Source organism: Streptomyces sp. NPDC015127 (assembly GCF_043080095.1).
Taxonomy (GTDB): domain Bacteria; phylum Actinomycetota; class Actinomycetes; order Streptomycetales; family Streptomycetaceae; genus Streptomyces.
Genome location: NZ_JBIBVE010000033.1, coordinates 1 through 15,074 on the forward strand (window position 1 = coordinate 1; position 15,074 = coordinate 15,074).

19 protein-coding genes are annotated in these 15,074 nt (G+C 67.9%); 10 read left to right on the forward strand and 9 right to left on the reverse strand.

Going from position 1 to position 15,074, the window contains the following annotated elements:
- Positions 1–240 precede the first annotated feature (240 nt).
- Positions 241–891, forward strand: a complete 651-nt coding sequence (locus tag ACF08N_RS35450) for a GNAT family N-acetyltransferase (protein WP_392328859.1) — start codon at positions 241–243, stop codon at positions 889–891.
- 218 nt (positions 892–1,109) lie between these two features.
- Here ACF08N_RS35450 and ACF08N_RS35455 read toward each other — a convergent pair whose 3' ends face one another.
- The 7 genes from ACF08N_RS35455 to ACF08N_RS35485 all read right to left on the reverse strand — a co-directional run bounded on the left by ACF08N_RS35455 (position 1,110) and on the right by ACF08N_RS35485 (position 6,623).
- Positions 1,110–1,334, reverse strand: a complete 225-nt coding sequence (locus ACF08N_RS35455; RefSeq protein ID WP_392328860.1) for a hypothetical protein — start codon at positions 1,332–1,334, stop codon at positions 1,110–1,112.
- Between the two features lie 123 nt (positions 1,335–1,457).
- Positions 1,458–1,724, reverse strand: a complete 267-nt coding sequence (locus ACF08N_RS35460) for a hypothetical protein (RefSeq protein WP_392328861.1) — start codon at positions 1,722–1,724, stop codon at positions 1,458–1,460.
- Positions 1,725–1,864: 140 nt separating this feature from the next.
- Complete coding sequence (gene tgmC, locus ACF08N_RS35465; protein WP_392328862.1) at positions 1,865–2,977, reverse strand: ATP-grasp peptide maturase system methyltransferase; 1,113 nt, start codon at positions 2,975–2,977, stop codon at positions 1,865–1,867.
- Positions 2,974–3,921, reverse strand: a complete 948-nt coding sequence (tgmB, locus tag ACF08N_RS35470) for an ATP-grasp ribosomal peptide maturase (protein ID WP_392328863.1) — start codon at positions 3,919–3,921, stop codon at positions 2,974–2,976. The genes tgmC and tgmB overlap by 4 nt, the downstream gene beginning before the upstream one ends.
- Complete coding sequence (tgmA, locus tag ACF08N_RS35475; protein WP_392328864.1) at positions 3,918–4,211, reverse strand: putative ATP-grasp-modified RiPP; 294 nt, start codon at positions 4,209–4,211, stop codon at positions 3,918–3,920. The genes tgmB and tgmA overlap by 4 nt, the downstream gene beginning before the upstream one ends.
- A gap of 418 nt (positions 4,212–4,629) precedes the next feature.
- Positions 4,630–4,863 (reverse strand): hypothetical protein, encoded by a 234-nt coding sequence (locus tag ACF08N_RS35480; protein WP_392328865.1) that lies wholly within the window; start codon positions 4,861–4,863, stop codon positions 4,630–4,632.
- 1,328 nt (positions 4,864–6,191) lie between these two features.
- Positions 6,192–6,623 carry an ATP-binding protein gene (locus ACF08N_RS35485; RefSeq protein ID WP_392328866.1) on the reverse strand — a complete coding sequence of 144 codons (432 nt, stop codon included), beginning with the start codon at positions 6,621–6,623 and terminating at the stop codon, positions 6,192–6,194.
- Positions 6,624–6,900: 277 nt separating this feature from the next.
- On the opposite strand from ACF08N_RS35485, the gene ACF08N_RS35490 reads away from it, so the two are divergent.
- On the forward strand, positions 6,901–8,145 hold the full coding sequence (locus tag ACF08N_RS35490) for a helix-turn-helix domain-containing protein (protein ID WP_392328867.1): 1,245 nt from the start codon (positions 6,901–6,903) through the stop codon (positions 8,143–8,145).
- Between the two features lie 16 nt (positions 8,146–8,161).
- Here ACF08N_RS35490 and cutA read toward each other — a convergent pair whose 3' ends face one another.
- Complete coding sequence (gene cutA / locus ACF08N_RS35495; protein WP_392328868.1) at positions 8,162–8,485, reverse strand: divalent-cation tolerance protein CutA; 324 nt, start codon at positions 8,483–8,485, stop codon at positions 8,162–8,164.
- 437 nt (positions 8,486–8,922) lie between these two features.
- Here cutA and ACF08N_RS35500 point away from each other — a divergent pair, with 437 nt between their 5' ends.
- The 7 genes from ACF08N_RS35500 to ACF08N_RS35530 all read left to right on the forward strand — a co-directional run bounded on the left by ACF08N_RS35500 (position 8,923) and on the right by ACF08N_RS35530 (position 13,587).
- On the forward strand, positions 8,923–9,330 hold the full coding sequence (locus tag ACF08N_RS35500) for a hypothetical protein (protein WP_392328869.1): 408 nt from the start codon (positions 8,923–8,925) through the stop codon (positions 9,328–9,330).
- A gap of 45 nt (positions 9,331–9,375) precedes the next feature.
- Complete coding sequence (locus ACF08N_RS35505) at positions 9,376–9,753, forward strand: hypothetical protein (protein ID WP_392328870.1); 378 nt, start codon at positions 9,376–9,378, stop codon at positions 9,751–9,753.
- 93 nt (positions 9,754–9,846) lie between these two features.
- The gene (locus ACF08N_RS35510; RefSeq protein WP_392328871.1) at positions 9,847–10,107 is read left to right on the forward strand and encodes a hypothetical protein; all 261 of its coding nucleotides are present in this window, start codon (positions 9,847–9,849) and stop codon (positions 10,105–10,107) included.
- Positions 10,104–10,682: a hypothetical protein gene (locus ACF08N_RS35515; protein ID WP_392328872.1), complete on the forward strand. Its 579-nt coding sequence runs from the start codon at positions 10,104–10,106 to the stop codon at positions 10,680–10,682. The genes ACF08N_RS35510 and ACF08N_RS35515 overlap by 4 nt, the downstream gene beginning before the upstream one ends.
- A 439-nt stretch (positions 10,683–11,121) precedes the next feature.
- Positions 11,122–11,460 carry a hypothetical protein gene (locus tag ACF08N_RS35520; protein WP_392328873.1) on the forward strand — a complete coding sequence of 113 codons (339 nt, stop codon included), beginning with the start codon at positions 11,122–11,124 and terminating at the stop codon, positions 11,458–11,460.
- A 129-nt stretch (positions 11,461–11,589) separates the two neighbouring features.
- The gene (locus tag ACF08N_RS35525) at positions 11,590–12,288 is read left to right on the forward strand and encodes a hypothetical protein (RefSeq protein WP_392328874.1); all 699 of its coding nucleotides are present in this window, start codon (positions 11,590–11,592) and stop codon (positions 12,286–12,288) included.
- Positions 12,289–12,675: 387 nt separating this feature from the next.
- Entirely contained in the window at positions 12,676–13,587 is a 912-nt protein-coding gene (locus ACF08N_RS35530) for a replication-relaxation family protein (protein WP_392328875.1), read from the forward strand.
- Between the two features lie 117 nt (positions 13,588–13,704).
- On the opposite strand, the gene ACF08N_RS35535 is transcribed toward ACF08N_RS35530, so the two are convergent.
- The gene (locus ACF08N_RS35535; protein ID WP_392328876.1) at positions 13,705–13,956 is read right to left on the reverse strand and encodes a hypothetical protein; all 252 of its coding nucleotides are present in this window, start codon (positions 13,954–13,956) and stop codon (positions 13,705–13,707) included.
- A gap of 155 nt (positions 13,957–14,111) precedes the next feature.
- Here ACF08N_RS35535 and ACF08N_RS35540 point away from each other — a divergent pair.
- Positions 14,112–14,929 (forward strand): IS5 family transposase gene (locus ACF08N_RS35540; RefSeq protein WP_392328877.1). Its coding sequence is split into 2 segments (ribosomal slippage): positions 14,112–14,454 and positions 14,454–14,929, totalling 819 coding nucleotides; the frame shifts between segments, so codons are not numbered across the junction.
- Positions 14,930–15,074 lie beyond the last annotated feature (145 nt).

Consider the following 15,074-nt stretch of genomic DNA (forward strand, 5'->3'; position numbering starts at 1 on the left):
CGACGCCGCACCCACCCCTCGAGTGCAGCCCGTTCCTCGTCCGACAGTCTTAACTCGGCCTTCGGCCGCCCGGTCCGTGCCATGGAGCCAGCCTATACATCTGAACAGAATTCCTGACTCAGAAGACTAACGACCTGTCAAGTAAGCCAGCGAAAACCACGAAAGCACGATTTGTGCGCCTTGGGGTCCGTTTCTCTGGCCAGCAGAAGACCTCGGCGCGCCCTGTCGTAAGGTGCACTTATGACCGACCAGGCCCGCAATGGCCGCGCCATGATCACCCTTGCCGTTCGGGGAGAAGGACGAGCGGCCGCAGCCCTGGGAACACTCGCTCTTAACAGCCACGCCCCCATAGCGGACGCGCCACTGTCTCCTCTGGCTGCGGCCATCAACGAACACGGCGGTTGCGTGCCGCTGCCTTACGGGCTAGGGAAGTGCTGGGTTGCCCGGGTCGGGGACGCCATCGCAGGGATGCTGTATGCCACGCCTCCTATCCGATGGCTTCATGAACAGCCGTCGGCTCATCGGAACACCCTGATCCGTTCGCTCATCGAGATCGAGCTCCTCGCCGTGGCAGAGCTCTATCGCAATCAGGGCGTCGGTACGGCCCTGCTGGAGGAAGTCGAGAACGCCGCACGCGCCGACGGGACTCACCTGACACTTGCCAAGATCCGGATGGGTGCCTTTCCTGTCATGCGCTGGTACCGCAAGCGCGGGTACACCATCGCGGCCCAGGGCGAGCCCGTCGTCTTCGGCACTCGCCGCGGACTCTCCTCCTGCGACGACGGCGCCGATGGCTACCAGCTCGCCGTAAAGGCTCTGCAGCCCGGCGAAGTGGTACGTCGGAGCGCCAGGACCGGCGGCTCCATGCTCATCGTGGAGCGCAACGCCTGAATCCAGGTCGGGGCATGGGTTGGGAGATTCAGCTATCGCCATCAGCGTCGTGCCAGTTCGGCTGCAACAGCTGTGACGTCACCTATCTCGCCTTCGGCCCGACACCAACCTCCCGCGGCTCCTGGCCTGGATGAACGAACTCCAGGCCGCGCCGACCCTGTTCGGGGACGACATCTGACGACGCGACTACGCCATACCTTTGGCCGGCGGCTGCGTCATCAGAGTGTCGGCGCCGTCGCATCGACGCTCGAGCTGTCCAGATCGACGAAGAGGGTCGCGACGTCGACCCTCAGCACGCGGGCCAGGGGCGGGTGGTTCTCGAACTCGACGCTCTTGGAGGTCCAGATGCTGCGCTCGTAGCCCTCGGTGATGACGCGCTCGAGGTCCCAGCCATCCGCGCGGCCTAGGGTGCCCCACACGCTGGCGACGCCCGCGAGCGTCATCGACGTGAAGACGCCCCCCAGCGAGGAGGTCCTTCGTCTCCGCGGGCGGGGGTGGCGGCTCGGCTGCTCTGGGTGCGAGCAGGCCGCGGAGGGCGCGGAGGAACTGGCGGGCCATCAGGCTCCTCAGACTCCGGTCCGGGTGAGCCACGCGCCGGCCGCGGTCACTGCGAGGGCGACGCCGATCCAGCCGAGGGGTACGTACAGGGCGAAGGCGCGGCCGGTCAGGCCGCTGTATCCAACGCTGCACGTTGTCCAGCGCAGGACGTGGGCGGCGCGGGAGGCGTCGAGTTTGGGGGTGATCAGCAGGCCTGCGGCGTGGATCCCGCCCATTGCGGCGGACAGGCCCGCGCCCCAGTGGAGTGCGCCCAGCGCCGCGAGGACACCGAGCACGCCGAAGGCGGTGAGGCACAGGGCGGCGGCTCCGCGGCGAGGGTCCTGGAGGTTCGCTGAGTAGTCACGCCGCGCACCATGAACAGCAAACGGCCCCGCTCGTCTGCACCTGGGGGCGGACGAGCGGGCCGCTCGAGGGGCTACCAGGCGAGGGTCTGGCCCTGCGGTGTGATCGTGACGGTCATCTCTTCCGCTGCCGGCTTCCCGGCAGCATGCCACCGTCCGACCTCCTCCTCGATGGCGTCCCAGAGGGGCGCCGGACCGCCCTGGCGGGCGATCCAGTGTCCACGGTCCTCGTAGACGGCAGCCCACGAGCCGGAGGCGATGTCGACGAGGACGTGTTCGGTGTGCCCATCCTGGTCGAGAGTGAGGCGCTGAGCGTTCGGAGCGGCGAACTGGGCGATGAAACGAGGCATCCAGTCATCCAGGATGTCGGCGCCGATGATGGCCTGCCGCTCCGTTCCCGCGCCCAGATCGGGAAGCATGCCGAGCTGGGGAGGCGATTGCGGCCGGGCGAGCATGAAGCTCACCTGCCCGCCGAGCAGGGGGCCGGACGCTGTGCCGTCCTCGTGAACGGTCAGGCGCGCCAGTTCCGATGCACTGAGCCAGCCGCCGATGGTTGCGAGGATCAGTCCGCCGGGCCAGGTCTGCTCGATCCACGCCGAAGGCACGGTCTTCACGGAACAAGTCGCGATGATCCGGTCGTAGGGTCCGCCGTCGGCGTGCCCAAGGAGCCCGTCGCCGGCGATGAGCGTGGGGTGGATGCCGAGCTGCCCGAGGGCGGTGCCCGCTCGGCTGGCGATGTCCTCGTCGTACTCGACGGAGGTGACGAGGCCCTCTCCGAGACGCGTGCAGAGGACGGCGGTCGAGTACCCGGTTCCGGTTCCGATCTCGAGGACCTTCATGCCAGGTTCGACCTGGAGGTCCTCGAGCATTCGCAGGACGAGGGACGGCAGCGTGCTGGAGCTGGTCGGCTCCCGCAGGATCTGGCCGCGGATGTCCGGCGGGAGGATAGTGCCAGCGATCTGCGTCACCAGGGATTCGTCCCGATAGCAGGCCTCGAGCCATCCCGGGTCGTCCTGCAGCACGGGCTCCCAGGCCGAGCCGTCGGCACGCCGGAAGAAGCCACTGCGGAGGAAGTCGTGCCGGGGGACGGTGCCGGCCGCTGCCTCCCACGGCTCGGTGCGGACGCTGCCGCTGGCTGTGAGCGCGTTCAGGAGCTGTACGCGAAGGTGCTGGGCCTGGTCGGTCACGACTTCCTCTCCAACAGGTCGGCCAGCGCTGCGCACATCGGCAGGCCGGTCTCGGACTCAAGCCAGTACCACTGGCCGGACGGGTTGCACTCCAGGAACCACCATCCCCCGTCTTCGCCTACGCAGAAGTCGAAAGCGCCGAAGACGAGCCCGAAGTGGTCTATGTACCGGCGCAGGGCACGCCTGATTCCCGACGGCGCCTCCACGGGGGTGTAGGTCAGGCGGCTGTAGTCGGTGCGCCAGTCGAGCAGATCGGAGTCGATGCGGACGCTGAACATGCGGTCGCCGATGACGGTGACGCGCACGTCGGCCGTTTTGTGCACGCGCTGCTGGAACAGGTGCGCCGTGCCGGCCACGCTGTCATTGATGTCCTCCTCCGCCACCTCGGCAATCTTGACGACGTTCGACACCCCGTCGACGAGGTACACCGGGTTGTGGAGCGGCTTGTAGACGACCGAGCCGTGCCGTTTCACGAAGGCGCGGGCGGCGTCTGCATTGGAGGTGATGAGGGTGGGCGGCACCAGGAACCCGGCGTCGACGGCCGCCGCGAGTCCGGACGGCTTGAACTCGGCGTCCCCGATCCGGTGCGGGTGGTTGACGTAGAGGCAGCCGGGGAGCGCCGCCACGACTCCGCCGAGTCCGTACCGGGCCTGGGTGGCGGCGAACCTGGCGTCCTGCTCGGACACGTGCGGGAAGGCGAACCCGCTCGGGCGGCGGTAGTACAGGGCGCGGACGGCTGCGAGGTCGGCGGTGCGGGACGGAGTCACGAGTTGTCCCTGGACGCCGTTTGCGGTGATCTCTGCCTCCACCGACAGTGATGCGGGGAAGTCCCCCGAGTCGAGCCGCACGACCGGGACACCCCGGTCGTGCAGCTCGCTGATCACCACGTCGGCGGTGGGGTCGTACAGGCTGGTGACGACCAACACCGGACGTGTGTCACTCACTGGTCGTTGTCGCTCCCGGAATCGGTGTCCTGGGTGGAGCCGTTGCCGTCGGGGCTGGTGCCGGTGGACGGCGAGGTGCCGGTGGACGTGCCGTGACCGGGCATCTCCATCACCTGGCCGGCCGCGTCGAAGAACACGGCGGTCTGGGTGGCCGGGTCGAGACGGACCGAGCTGTGGGCGGGGGCCATGGTGGGGTAGGGGGCCATCCGGCCCACGCCCCAGGGGGCCGCGGTGACGGTTCCCCGCGGGATCGGGGAACCGGTGGGGAAGCGGTCAGAGTGGGCGAACATGGTTCTCCTCGTGTCGTAGATGCGCTGTGATTGCCATAGATGGGGTGGGCCCGCCGCAGAAGGTGGAGCCGGGGGCGGCTCCGCGGACCCACCCCGGTCGCCGGCCACCTGTCCTTCGGTTCGGCAGGCCGACGAGTCTTGGGTGGCCCGGCGCGGGGGTACCTGATCGTGGGGGGCACGAGTCGGGTAGTTGGTCCCCGCGCCGGGTTGTGCCTGCCCAATGACCCGGGACTGTGCGTCAGCCGGGCCACCAGGCAGGGGCCTAGGGGATCGCCGCGGCGAAGGTGACCACGGTGACCTGGCGCAGCTCTCGGACGAGCTGGCGGGCGACCGTGAACGGCAGATCCGGCGAGTCGTAGAGGACCAGGGCGTCAGGATCGGGGGCTTGGTGTGCACCGGGACGGGGGTAGAGCGTGCCCTAGACGCCGATCTGCTCGGCCTCCGCGGACGCGGAGCTCCACGTGGCCGTCCCGCAGCCGGGGCATGCCCGCGGGGCCAAGTCCGCGCACACCTCGCACATGGGCGGAATGACGGTGCGTACGCCCTCCCAGACCGTGTCCGTGGCGTTCGTCGAGGAGGGCAGGAGCCATGCCATGCCCCGCTCGTCTCGGGCGGCCAGCTGCTTGCAGCAGGCGCACAACATGGCCTCCATGGTGGTTCGCTGCCGACCGGGAGGGAGCCGGCCGCATTCTCCGGCTTGCCGGTGGCAGTGCCGCCGCGCAGCGTCCACAGCACCCCGTCGATGTCGCGCGCGAGGGCGTCCATCACGGGGTCGGCGTAGGCGACGCCGGACGCGGTGAGCGTCACAGGCGCGGGCGAGTTGTTCTCCCCACTCCACGGCGTCACGTACGGCGCTGTCGGTCTCATGCCGCCCTCCTGGCCAGCTTCGTCATGGGTGCTTGCTTTCTCGAGATGGACCTGTTGCCGGGGCCGGATCCGCCCCGGCAACAGGGGCTTGGGCCCGTGTCCAGCGCCGTCGGGACAGGGCTGGACACGGTGTCTCAGGTGGTGATGCCGAGCCGGGCCGCGAGGGCGGAATGCGGTGTCGGCTCGGGCCGAAGCTGCGCCAGGGCTTCCCGGAGTGGGCCCGGCGGGACGAGACGGTCGCTAGCCGAGGGCCGGAACCAGTACGGGCCCGGCGGCGTAATCCGATTGAGGGACGGCAACGTGATGGTGTGGGGCCCGCCGAGGCACACGGCTTGCGTGTGCGGCAACCATCGACCGGAGGACCCGGGCGGCACCAGCCAGTCCATCCGCTCTCGGGGTCCTCACTCACGGGACCGAATCCGCCCTGGGTCTCGTCCATCAGGGCGACGGCGCAACGTGCCTGCACACCGGAGCTGGTGATGACGACGTCGAAGAGGTTGCCTCCGAGGCGTACGCGGGTTTCGCGGCGGGCCTCGACGGCCAGGAGGGTGCGGATCACCTCGGCAAGGTCGGCCATGTCTGCGGCCGGCTCCCGGGCCGCGTCGGCGGACTCGACCAGTTGCTGCATCATCTGCGCGCCGGTCGGCATCGCCTCTGCGGGGGCGGTCACAGGTCCACCCGGCCCGGCCGCATGGTGGCACGCATCGTCTTGCCCGTGAAGTCGGGGCTGACGAACCAGGAGAACCGTGCGCCAAGCCGCCCGGCCTCCCACAGGCTGCGTCGCAGTTCGCGCCTTGTTGAAGTTGGGGAACGTCGGGTTGAGGTCGGTGACGTCGAAGAGGAGTTCGTGGGCCCCGGTGACGCGGAGGCAGGAGCCGAGGAGCTGCCCGGCTCTCCCAGGCGTGGACCGTATTCCACAGCGTTGTCGACGAGGCAGTGAAGGGCGTCGATCGCGGCGTGAATGTTCCCGGGCCAGCCCAGCATTGTGAGCAGCGTCCGGGCCCGCAGCCGGGCCATGGTCACCGCGCTGGAGTCTGCAGGGGAGTTCCAGCGGCATCTCGCGTGAGACCGGCGCGGTCACCGCGGCGGGTTGCATCTCAATGGGTCCTTTGATCAGGGGAGGGTGCACCAGGTCGTGGTTCCGTCGGAGCTGACGCCCCAGGATTCGGCCAGGGACTCAACAAGAAGTAGGCCTCGGCCGCTCTCGTCGTCAGGGCCGGCCTGACGCAACTCGGGACGGACGGGTGAGCCGTCAACCACCTCAATAACGCACCGGTCGCCGTCGAGGTACACGCGTACGCCGATGTCGTCGGCCTTGCCGTGGCGGAGAGCGTTGGTCACGAGCTCCGTCAGCAGCAGCTCCGCGGTATCGATGACATCGGTCCACTCCCAGTGGGTGAGGCTGGCGCGGACGATGCGGCGAAGCCGTTGCGGCCAGGCGGCATCTGCCTTGGACAGGCCCTCGACCTCAGGGTCCGGATGCCGCTCGATCGACATCTCAAGGGCCGTCCAGATGCCTTCGCGCTGCCTGACGGCTGACGTCATGCACGACGTCCTCCGAGCTCCCAGCGCAACGGACAGCGCTCCGGGTTCGGAACTGGTGGCTGGTGGGATGCGCTGCGTCGGCGTGTTCACTGGGGGACTCCCTGGTTCAGCGGCGCTCAGAGACGAGAGCCTCACGGATCGTGGTCACGCACTCACCGTTTCGCGGGCCCGGGTTCTCTACCAGGGGAATTCAGCGGGGGAAAACCCTGTCAAGGGGGAAACTAGCGGGGGAAGTTGCGGCCATGATTGGTATCCGCCCAAGGAAGAGGACACACTCATGGCAACAGACGAGTTCGCCGAACTGCTTCTCCGACTCCGCCAGAGGGCCGGGCGAACGCAGGAGGAGCAGGCAGCCGTGATCAACGCTGTCTCGGGCCGGGAGACCATGACCCGGCGTGAGATCAACCGCTACGAGCACGGCGGGAACATCCCGACGAACCACACACTCGCGCACATCGCCGTGGCATGCGGCTTATCCCCTGAGTACCTGCAGCGGGAGGCCTCAGCCGCCCGCGCGAGGCGCAGGAAGGGCGCCCGCTGTGAAGGGAAGGATCAGGACGACGTGAAACGCCGCACGCTGCTTGGGGGTGCCGTCGTCGGCGCAGCCGCCGCTGCCGAGCCTTGGGAACGTCTCGCGCATGCCCTGAGCAAGGGCAGGAAGATCGACTCAGATGCGGCCGCCACCCTCGTTGATCGTGCGTGTGCCCTGCACGTTCGCGAGGGTGCCCTGACTGCGCTCGAACTGCAAAGCGAAGTTGAGGGACACCTCAACGCGATTACGGCGGCGCTGCCGCGAGCCGGCGAGCACGAACGAATGCTGACGATTGCGGCCGGGGAAACAGCCGCCTTGGCGGGATGGGTCGCGTGGGACTTGGGGGACGATGCGCGCGCGCAATCGTATTACGAGGTCACCATGGACTGCGCGAAGGCTGCCGGCCACCCGCCGCTGCGGTCGCTGGCTCGGGCTTACACGAGCTACGGAACGACCAGTCCAGAGAAGGCCTCGAAGCTGTTGGCCGAAGCCGCCCAGCATGTTCGCGGCCCGGGTAACGCCGCCGCTGCTGGCTGGATCTATGGCCGCCTTGCAGAGGAAGCGGCGAACACGGGCGACGAGACAAACGCCCTGCGCGCGTTGGACCGCGCCCGCTTCGCGTACGACTTCGCCGATCACACCAGCGAGCAGGCGTGGGTGCGCTTCATGACTCCCTACCGGATGGACTCCCTGGCGCTGTCGGTGTACGGGCGACTCGGGCGGCAGGAGCTGGCTGAGACTGCCGACCATGCAGTGGACCGGCTGGGCAGGGAGCTGCCGGAAGCGGGCGTTGTCGTGCTGGGCGACTTGGCGACTGCGCTGTTGCGCGGTGGAGATCTCGACCAAGGCGTCTACGTGTCACGCCAGTTCGCTGCGGCTGCGGAGGCCCGTCCCACCACTATGGGGAGAGCCCGCGCCCAGGCCGTCGCGTCCCACCTGCCGGACCGTGAGCGCGAACTCGCGCGGCATCTAAAGCAGTTCGCCGCTTGAGGCTTTACCCAGCCGGCTACGGCTTGCTCTCTTCGACGGCCCAGGCCAGATAGGCCTCGGAGCCCCCGGTTACCGGGAGCGTGATCCACTCAGGAACCTCGTAGCTGTGATTCTTGGACACCCAGCCCGCCAGCTCCGGGAGCCGGTCTGTGGTCGTCTTGTACGAGATCCGCCACTCCTGAGCCGTCTCAATGGTGCCCTTCCACCGGTACACCGCAGTGAACGGTGGATCGATGTGGGCACACGCGGCCAACCGGTTCTCCACCGCGCCGCGCGCGAGGGCCTTCGCCTGGTCCTCGTCGTCGATGGTCGTCTGCGCAATCACGATCTCGCTCGCCATGCAACTGCCCTTCCAGGTAGGTGTGTCACGACACTACCCAGCCCCTTCCAGTTCTCGAAACGCCGGCCGGGATGACCGAAGAGGGAACCATCCGGCAGCGCATCTACAAGGTCGGTCAGTGGCGCGACTCAGAGGTCCATTCCATCGTCGAAGACGAATGGCAAGGTGACTGATCACGGTTCGGTGACAGGCCAGCGCCTCAGAATCACGGAAAGCGGCCCGGGAACTTGGCCAAAAACAGCCCCCATGAGGCAGGATCGCGATACCCCCCACAGAACGATGCAAGGGGCCTGAATGAGCATCAGAGCATGGCCGTGTCGTAGTCGTCGGTGGCTGGCACCGGCTGATCGGCGGGCCGATGTCGACCAGGACGTCGAGCGGCCCGGCTCGCCTTCACCTCCGGCAAACGAGGGCCGAAAAGGCCCCGCAAGGGATGCTTGGAGGTCCTCGGCCGGGTTCGGATTCCCTACCTCGATATCCAGGCGTGGGTGCGCGAGGCCCCGTCCTGGGCGCCGTGGGCGGTCCGCTGCCCGATCCGCCGCAGCGAACTGGAAGGCATCTCGGCAAAAGAGCACCGCGACGACCAGGCCACCCTGTTGGCTGCCGCTCGCGAGACGCCCATCGACGAGACCGTCGAGCGCGCCCGGCGAACCTACCGCCGGGCCCGGTACCGGTGGGACACCCGGAGCGCGACCCAGCCCGGTCCGGACGCCGTCCTAGTCACTGACGAAGAAAGAGGCGAACGCATCGAATCTCTCCACAGAAGAAGACGCGTTCTGGGCCTGGGCGATCATCGAGACGCTCAGGCACACCGGCCGTTCGTGTCGAGGAACTGCTGGAATTGACCCACCTCGCCTTGGCCTCCTACCGCCTGCCCTGACAGCGGCGAGGTGGTTCCCCTGCTGCAGATAGTGTCGTCCAAGAGCAACGAGGAGCGACTGCTCCTCGTCACCCCGGAACTGGCCAGCGTGCCGGCCGCCATGGTCTGCCGGATTCGGGGAGACGACGGCCGCGTCCCTCTCTCGGCCCGCTACGACCCGCTACGAGACCTCCGCAGGATGTTCGTCATGGACGCCGTCACCGGCGGCCTTCCCGTGCGCATCGCCGCGAAGATCCTCGACCCTAGCCTGAACACCACCCAGGCATACCTGGCGGTATTCCAGGAAGAGCTGATCAAGTCCTACCAAGCATTCCTCGACACCCGGCGCGCTGATCGCCCCGCCGCGGAATACCGAGAACCCACCGAACAGGAATGGGACGAGTTCTAGAAGCACTTCGAGCTGCGCAAGGTTGAGCTGGGCACCTGCGGACGTCCGTACGGCACCCTGTGCGCACACAAGCATGCCTGCGTTCGGTGTCCGATGCTCCGAGTCGACCGCGCAGCGCCAGCGGTAGAGATCATCCGCAACCTCGGTGACCGCATCGAGGAGGCCCGCGTCAACGGCTGGCTCAGCGAGGTCCAAGGACTCCAGATCAGCCATGAAGCCGCGCGCAACAAACTCGCCTTGCTCGACCGTCTCGCCCGGAACCGCACTTCGGTCACCCTGGGCATGCCAATCATCCCGGAGAATCATGATGGGGATACCCCCCGCAGGAAGCAGCCAGCAGGAAGAGATCGATGATCACCTCGCCAGCACCCGAAGATTCGCAGCAGCCAGTGGAAGAGCTCACCCAGTGGCTTGACCGGTATCGCCAGCTGCGTTTCGGCGATGACACCTGGACTCACCGGAGCTTCGCCGATCTTGTCACTGAATACGGCTCATTCTTTCATCCGGCGCCCTGGCCCGAGGGAGTGCCACAGACACCGGGCCAGTGCTTCGCGGCCGCGAGCCACTGGTCTGACAAGAAGGGCTGGGTCTACGTCGAAGGCTTCGTCGTCGTCCCCTCCAGCGCTCCGTTCACCGTCTTCGAGCACGCATGGTGCTTGACTGACGAAGGGGACGTCGTGGACCCTGCACTGCCGAACGGAGTAGCCACCGGCTATTTCGGCATCCCACTAAGCAGTGACTTTCGCCGCGAGCAACAACGCCATCGCGCTACGAAAGCTGTCTTCACCTCAGACCCATCCAATCCACTGGCCGGTATCAACGAGCAGATCCTTTGCCAGGGTCTTCCCCAACATGCTCTGGCCAGAGGCGTAGCAGCCAAAAGCGGCTGGGAAGGGGGCCGAGACAACGAGGGATCGGCTCGGCCCTGACGTCCAAGCGGTGTTGGTCAGGGAGTTTCGTCCGTATTTCGACCGCGCCCCCTTCGTAGTTCGGAAGCTGCTCGTGCTCGCTGTGCGTCTTCGCCTCCCGCCACGACGTCCTGCTGGCCATCGGCCGACGGCCGCGGCTGGCCGACCTGTACGCCGAGGTCGAGCAGGCGCGGGGCGACAGCTTCCGCGCCGACTGGCGCATCACCGATCTGATCCGGCACGCCGCCACCTGCGGGGCGCCCGACCCCGGGGTCGTCTGTCCGGACGACGGCCCGGAGTTCACCGCCCTGCAGGAGCAGGTCCGGGCGGCTCTGGAGGTTGAAGCCCCGCAAGGAGCCCGACCTGGCCCGTCGCGACGGGCGATCGCCGTGCGACGGCTGCGCTGCTCCGCACTGAGACTACGACCACTTCTGATCTTCCCTGAAAGACACTGATGATGATGACAACCACCCAGCGCCTGCTTGACCTCGCCGCAGCCGCACCGGCCAGCCACGACGAGGACCTCATGCTGCTCCTGCGCGAAGCGAGCGAGCTCTACCAGCGGGGTTTTGACGACATGCACCACTCGGTGGCGGCACGCTTCGTCGGGATGTCCGGCGAAGATCTGGTGGCGGCCGTGACCGCGGCCGGCATGCCCCACGTTGCGTCCCAGGACCGCGGCGAGCTGCTCCTGCTGCTTGCCCTGGCCGAGTGGGAGATGACCCCGGCGGCCCTGTCCTACACAGAGATGGCCGAGGCCGCGGCCCGGCGCGGCGTGTGCCTGATCCCGGAGGAATGATCTCGCGTTCCTTGCGCCGCCGGGGGAAAACCTGGGCAGCGCACTGGACCCCCGGCCTACACTCCTGCCATTATGTGAGTTGTGAGCCGGGCAGGCCGGCTCGCTTCTGACAGGACGGACACCTCTGCCATGACCTCGCGCCGTGAGCCTCGCCTGGCCGACGCTGCCGAGATCGCGGCTGAGCAGGGCCTGACGCCCGCACGGATCAGCGGCCTCTACAACGATCGCGCCGAGAACGGCTTTCCTGAGGTCGCCGACATGCGCGGCCGCGCACGCCTGTGGGACCACGCGAAGGTCAGCGAGTGGTTCGCCAACCGCCCGCGGACACGGCTGCAGGTGCACACACCGCCCGCCCGCGACCCCGAGGAGCTGCTGAACGCGGCGGAGGCCTCGAGGTTCCTCGGCTACAAGAACCCCAACCAGGTCACCACCTTCGTCCGCGACCACCCCGGCTACTTCCCCGACCCGGACGTCGTCGACGAGATGGGAACCGCCGACCACCCCTACCGCCGGCAGCTGTGGCGCGTGCAGACCCTGCTCGACTGGATGGCCACCCGGCCCGGTCGCGGCAAGCGCGCCGGCGGCAAACGTGCCGCCCCCGCTCTGCCCGACGTTCCCGTCGACGGCGACCCTGACGAGCTCTTGGGAGCGACGCAAGCAGCCGCACTGCTGAGGTTCAAGAGCCTCAACTCCTTCTCCAGCAGCCTCTCCCAGGGCAACCTGCCCTTGCTGGAAACCGCCGATGCGGTCACGGAGAAGGGCAGGCGCCGGCGGTGGACACGTCGGCGGATCCTCGAGCAGGCCGCCCAGCGCAGTTCCGGACGATAGAAACCGGCGGTGAGTGCGCATTCGCCCCACCGCCCCACAGACGCGGCATCCGGTTACGGGTCGTTGGTCCCATGCGGACCGGGTGTCGCACGATGGCCGGCATGGCGTGGCTCGCCACCACGCCCCGCAGCAGCCCGGCTGCTGCGGACCGGCCATCGCCGACTTCTCGGCCCGTGCCGCTGGTCACGAAACTCCGCGCCTGGCGTCCGGGCTCGGCCCATTGGTCGGGGTACGAGGGCTGACCATGGTGCAGACCGCGAGGCTGTTTCGAGTTCGTGACCATGGTCGGGGCCGCGTGGTCGGGGGTCTGGTCGGGGACCACGGCTTTCCTCATGAGGAATCCAAGTTAGGGCGGAGTCCGTCACTGCCCGCGGAAGGGAACACCTCATGACCAGCGCCGCACGGGGCACTCCGGCAAGATCGGCCCCCAGCCAGGCTGAGCCCCTGGCCCACCAGGTACTGGCCGCGCTCGCCCAGCACCGCATCGCCACGACCAGCCAGCTGCGTCGGATGTTGCGGCCGGACGGCACGCGACAGGTGCTGTCCCGTGTTCTGAACAGACTGCGCTCCGACGGCTGCGTCGACTGCACGGTGCTGCCGGGCGCGAGTCGTGCACGTACCAAGGCCTGGTACCTCACCCGGGACGGCGCACGGTTGACCCGGGACTTGCCTGTCCTGCGGGGCCGGCCGCCCTATCCCATCACCTCGACAACAGCAGCATCGCTGAAAACCCCGCACACGCTCGCCGCCGTGCGCGCCCACCTGGCCTTCGCTGAAGACGCCCGTCGGCTCGGGCACGAGCACGGCCCCTGGGACTGGACCCCTGAGGTGTCCCACTCGATCGGCGAGGGCGAGCGGATTGTGGCTGACGCCGTCATGTACTACACCCTCGTCGAGAGCGAGCACCGGCGAAAGCTGCGCGCGTTCGTGGAAGTTGATCGCAGCACCATGAGCAGCGAGCGGCTGGCCGTGAAGCTGATCGAGTACGCCCGTCTTTTCCAGTACGAGGCCCAGCCCGTCGGCCGGCGTCGTCAGGCCGCCACAGGTCCTGCCTGGCTGCGCTGGTATCCCGTCTTTCCCCGTGTGCTCTTCGTGCTCACCTGTGCTTCGCGAGCCAGGCTGGCGAATCGGATGAACGATCTGCAGGCGATGGTTGCTCAGCATCCGCTCGTAGCGGCCCTTGCCCGCGAAGTCCGGCTCGGGGCTGCCGTGCTGGAAGACCTTGAGCAACACGGTCCCGCCCAGGCCGTGTGGATGCCGCTGACCGGCGGTGAGCCTCGTCCGTGGACGGACCTGTGAGTCCTCTGCGCGAGCGACAGCAATTGATCAGACTCCGCCCCAGGACCGATGTCCCGGGGCGGAAGTCGTTCGTCTGAACTGTCCGGGCGGCTTGATCAGCGTCCTGCTGCCGCGTCGTCAGGTCTGGCACAGCGGCGGCAGGAGTCCGTCGCCCGGCCAGAAGGGCTCCTCGGTTGTGACGCTGGTGAGGAGCTTGCCGACCTTGTCCAGGACTTTGGTGCGGTCGTCCGCTCCGTGGACGGTGGCCTTCCCTGCCACTGCGTCGAGGGCCCGCACCTGGCTGTCGGGGCCGGCGCAGAGCAGGGCCCGGGCGACTCCGGGAAGTCCGAGGCTGAGGGCGTCGCACATCTGTGTCTGTACGAGGTGCACCAGGTCGTTGGTGACGCGTTCCCAGTCGCCGACAGTGGGCCAGTCGGCGCCGCCGTTGAGTTCATGGGTGAGGGTGGCCAGCGGGATGATCTCCCTTCGCTGACGTCCTCGAGTAAGATCATGTCCTATGTGGTGAGGCGGTCGTTGGGCTTGTCATGGGGCGGGGTACGTGGAGTTGGATCGTTCCGGACGTGCTGTGGGAGATCGCGAAGCCGCTGATCCCACCGTCGAAGGCGCGGCCGCAGGGTGGCGGCACACAGGACACACCTGATGAGACGCTGTTCGCAGCCATCATCTATGTCCTGGTCAGCGGCTGCGCCTGGCGTGCCTTGCCGCCGTGCTTCGGGATATCGAAGTCGACCGCGCATCGCAGGTTCCTCATCTGGTCCAGGGCCGGCGTCTGGGGCCGCCTCCACGAAGCGGTCCTGCACCGGCTCGACGACGCCGGCCTGATCGACGTCTCCCGCGTCGTCCTCGACTCCGCCCACGTCAGGGCGAAAAAGGGGGCGAACACACAGGTCCGAGTCCCGTGGACCGGGGCAAGCCGGGCTCCAAGATGCACGTCTTGTCGGACGCGAACGGACTGCCCCTCGTCGTTGGCGTCTCTGCGGCCAACGTCCACGACAGCCTCGCACTGAAGCCCATGGTGGCCGGTCACCAAACGAGACACGACCCCCACCGCGGACGCCACTTCAAACCCCAACGCCTGCACGCCGACAAGGCCTACGACATCCCTCACCTGCGAAGGTGGTTACGCGGCAAGCGCATCGGTGTCCGCATCGCCCGCAAGGGCGTCGACTCCAGCGAACGGCTCGGCCGCCGCAGGTGGGTCATCGAGCGGACGATGTCCTGGCTGACCGGCTACCGCCGACTCAACCACCGCTACGAGCGCCACCCGCGCAACTACCTGGGATTTCTCGGCCTCGCCGCCGCCATCTGCTGCTACAAGCGACTCGTCCGCCTCACCACATAGGACACGGTCTAAGGAGGTCGTGGATCCGGGTGCCATCGGGCTGGAGTACCCGCGGGTGGAGCAGGGTGTCAGCGGCGACCACGGTGGTGTTGATCTCCTGGGTTCCCGGGCCGGGGTAGTAGTGCTCGTGAGCGAAGAGCAGGTA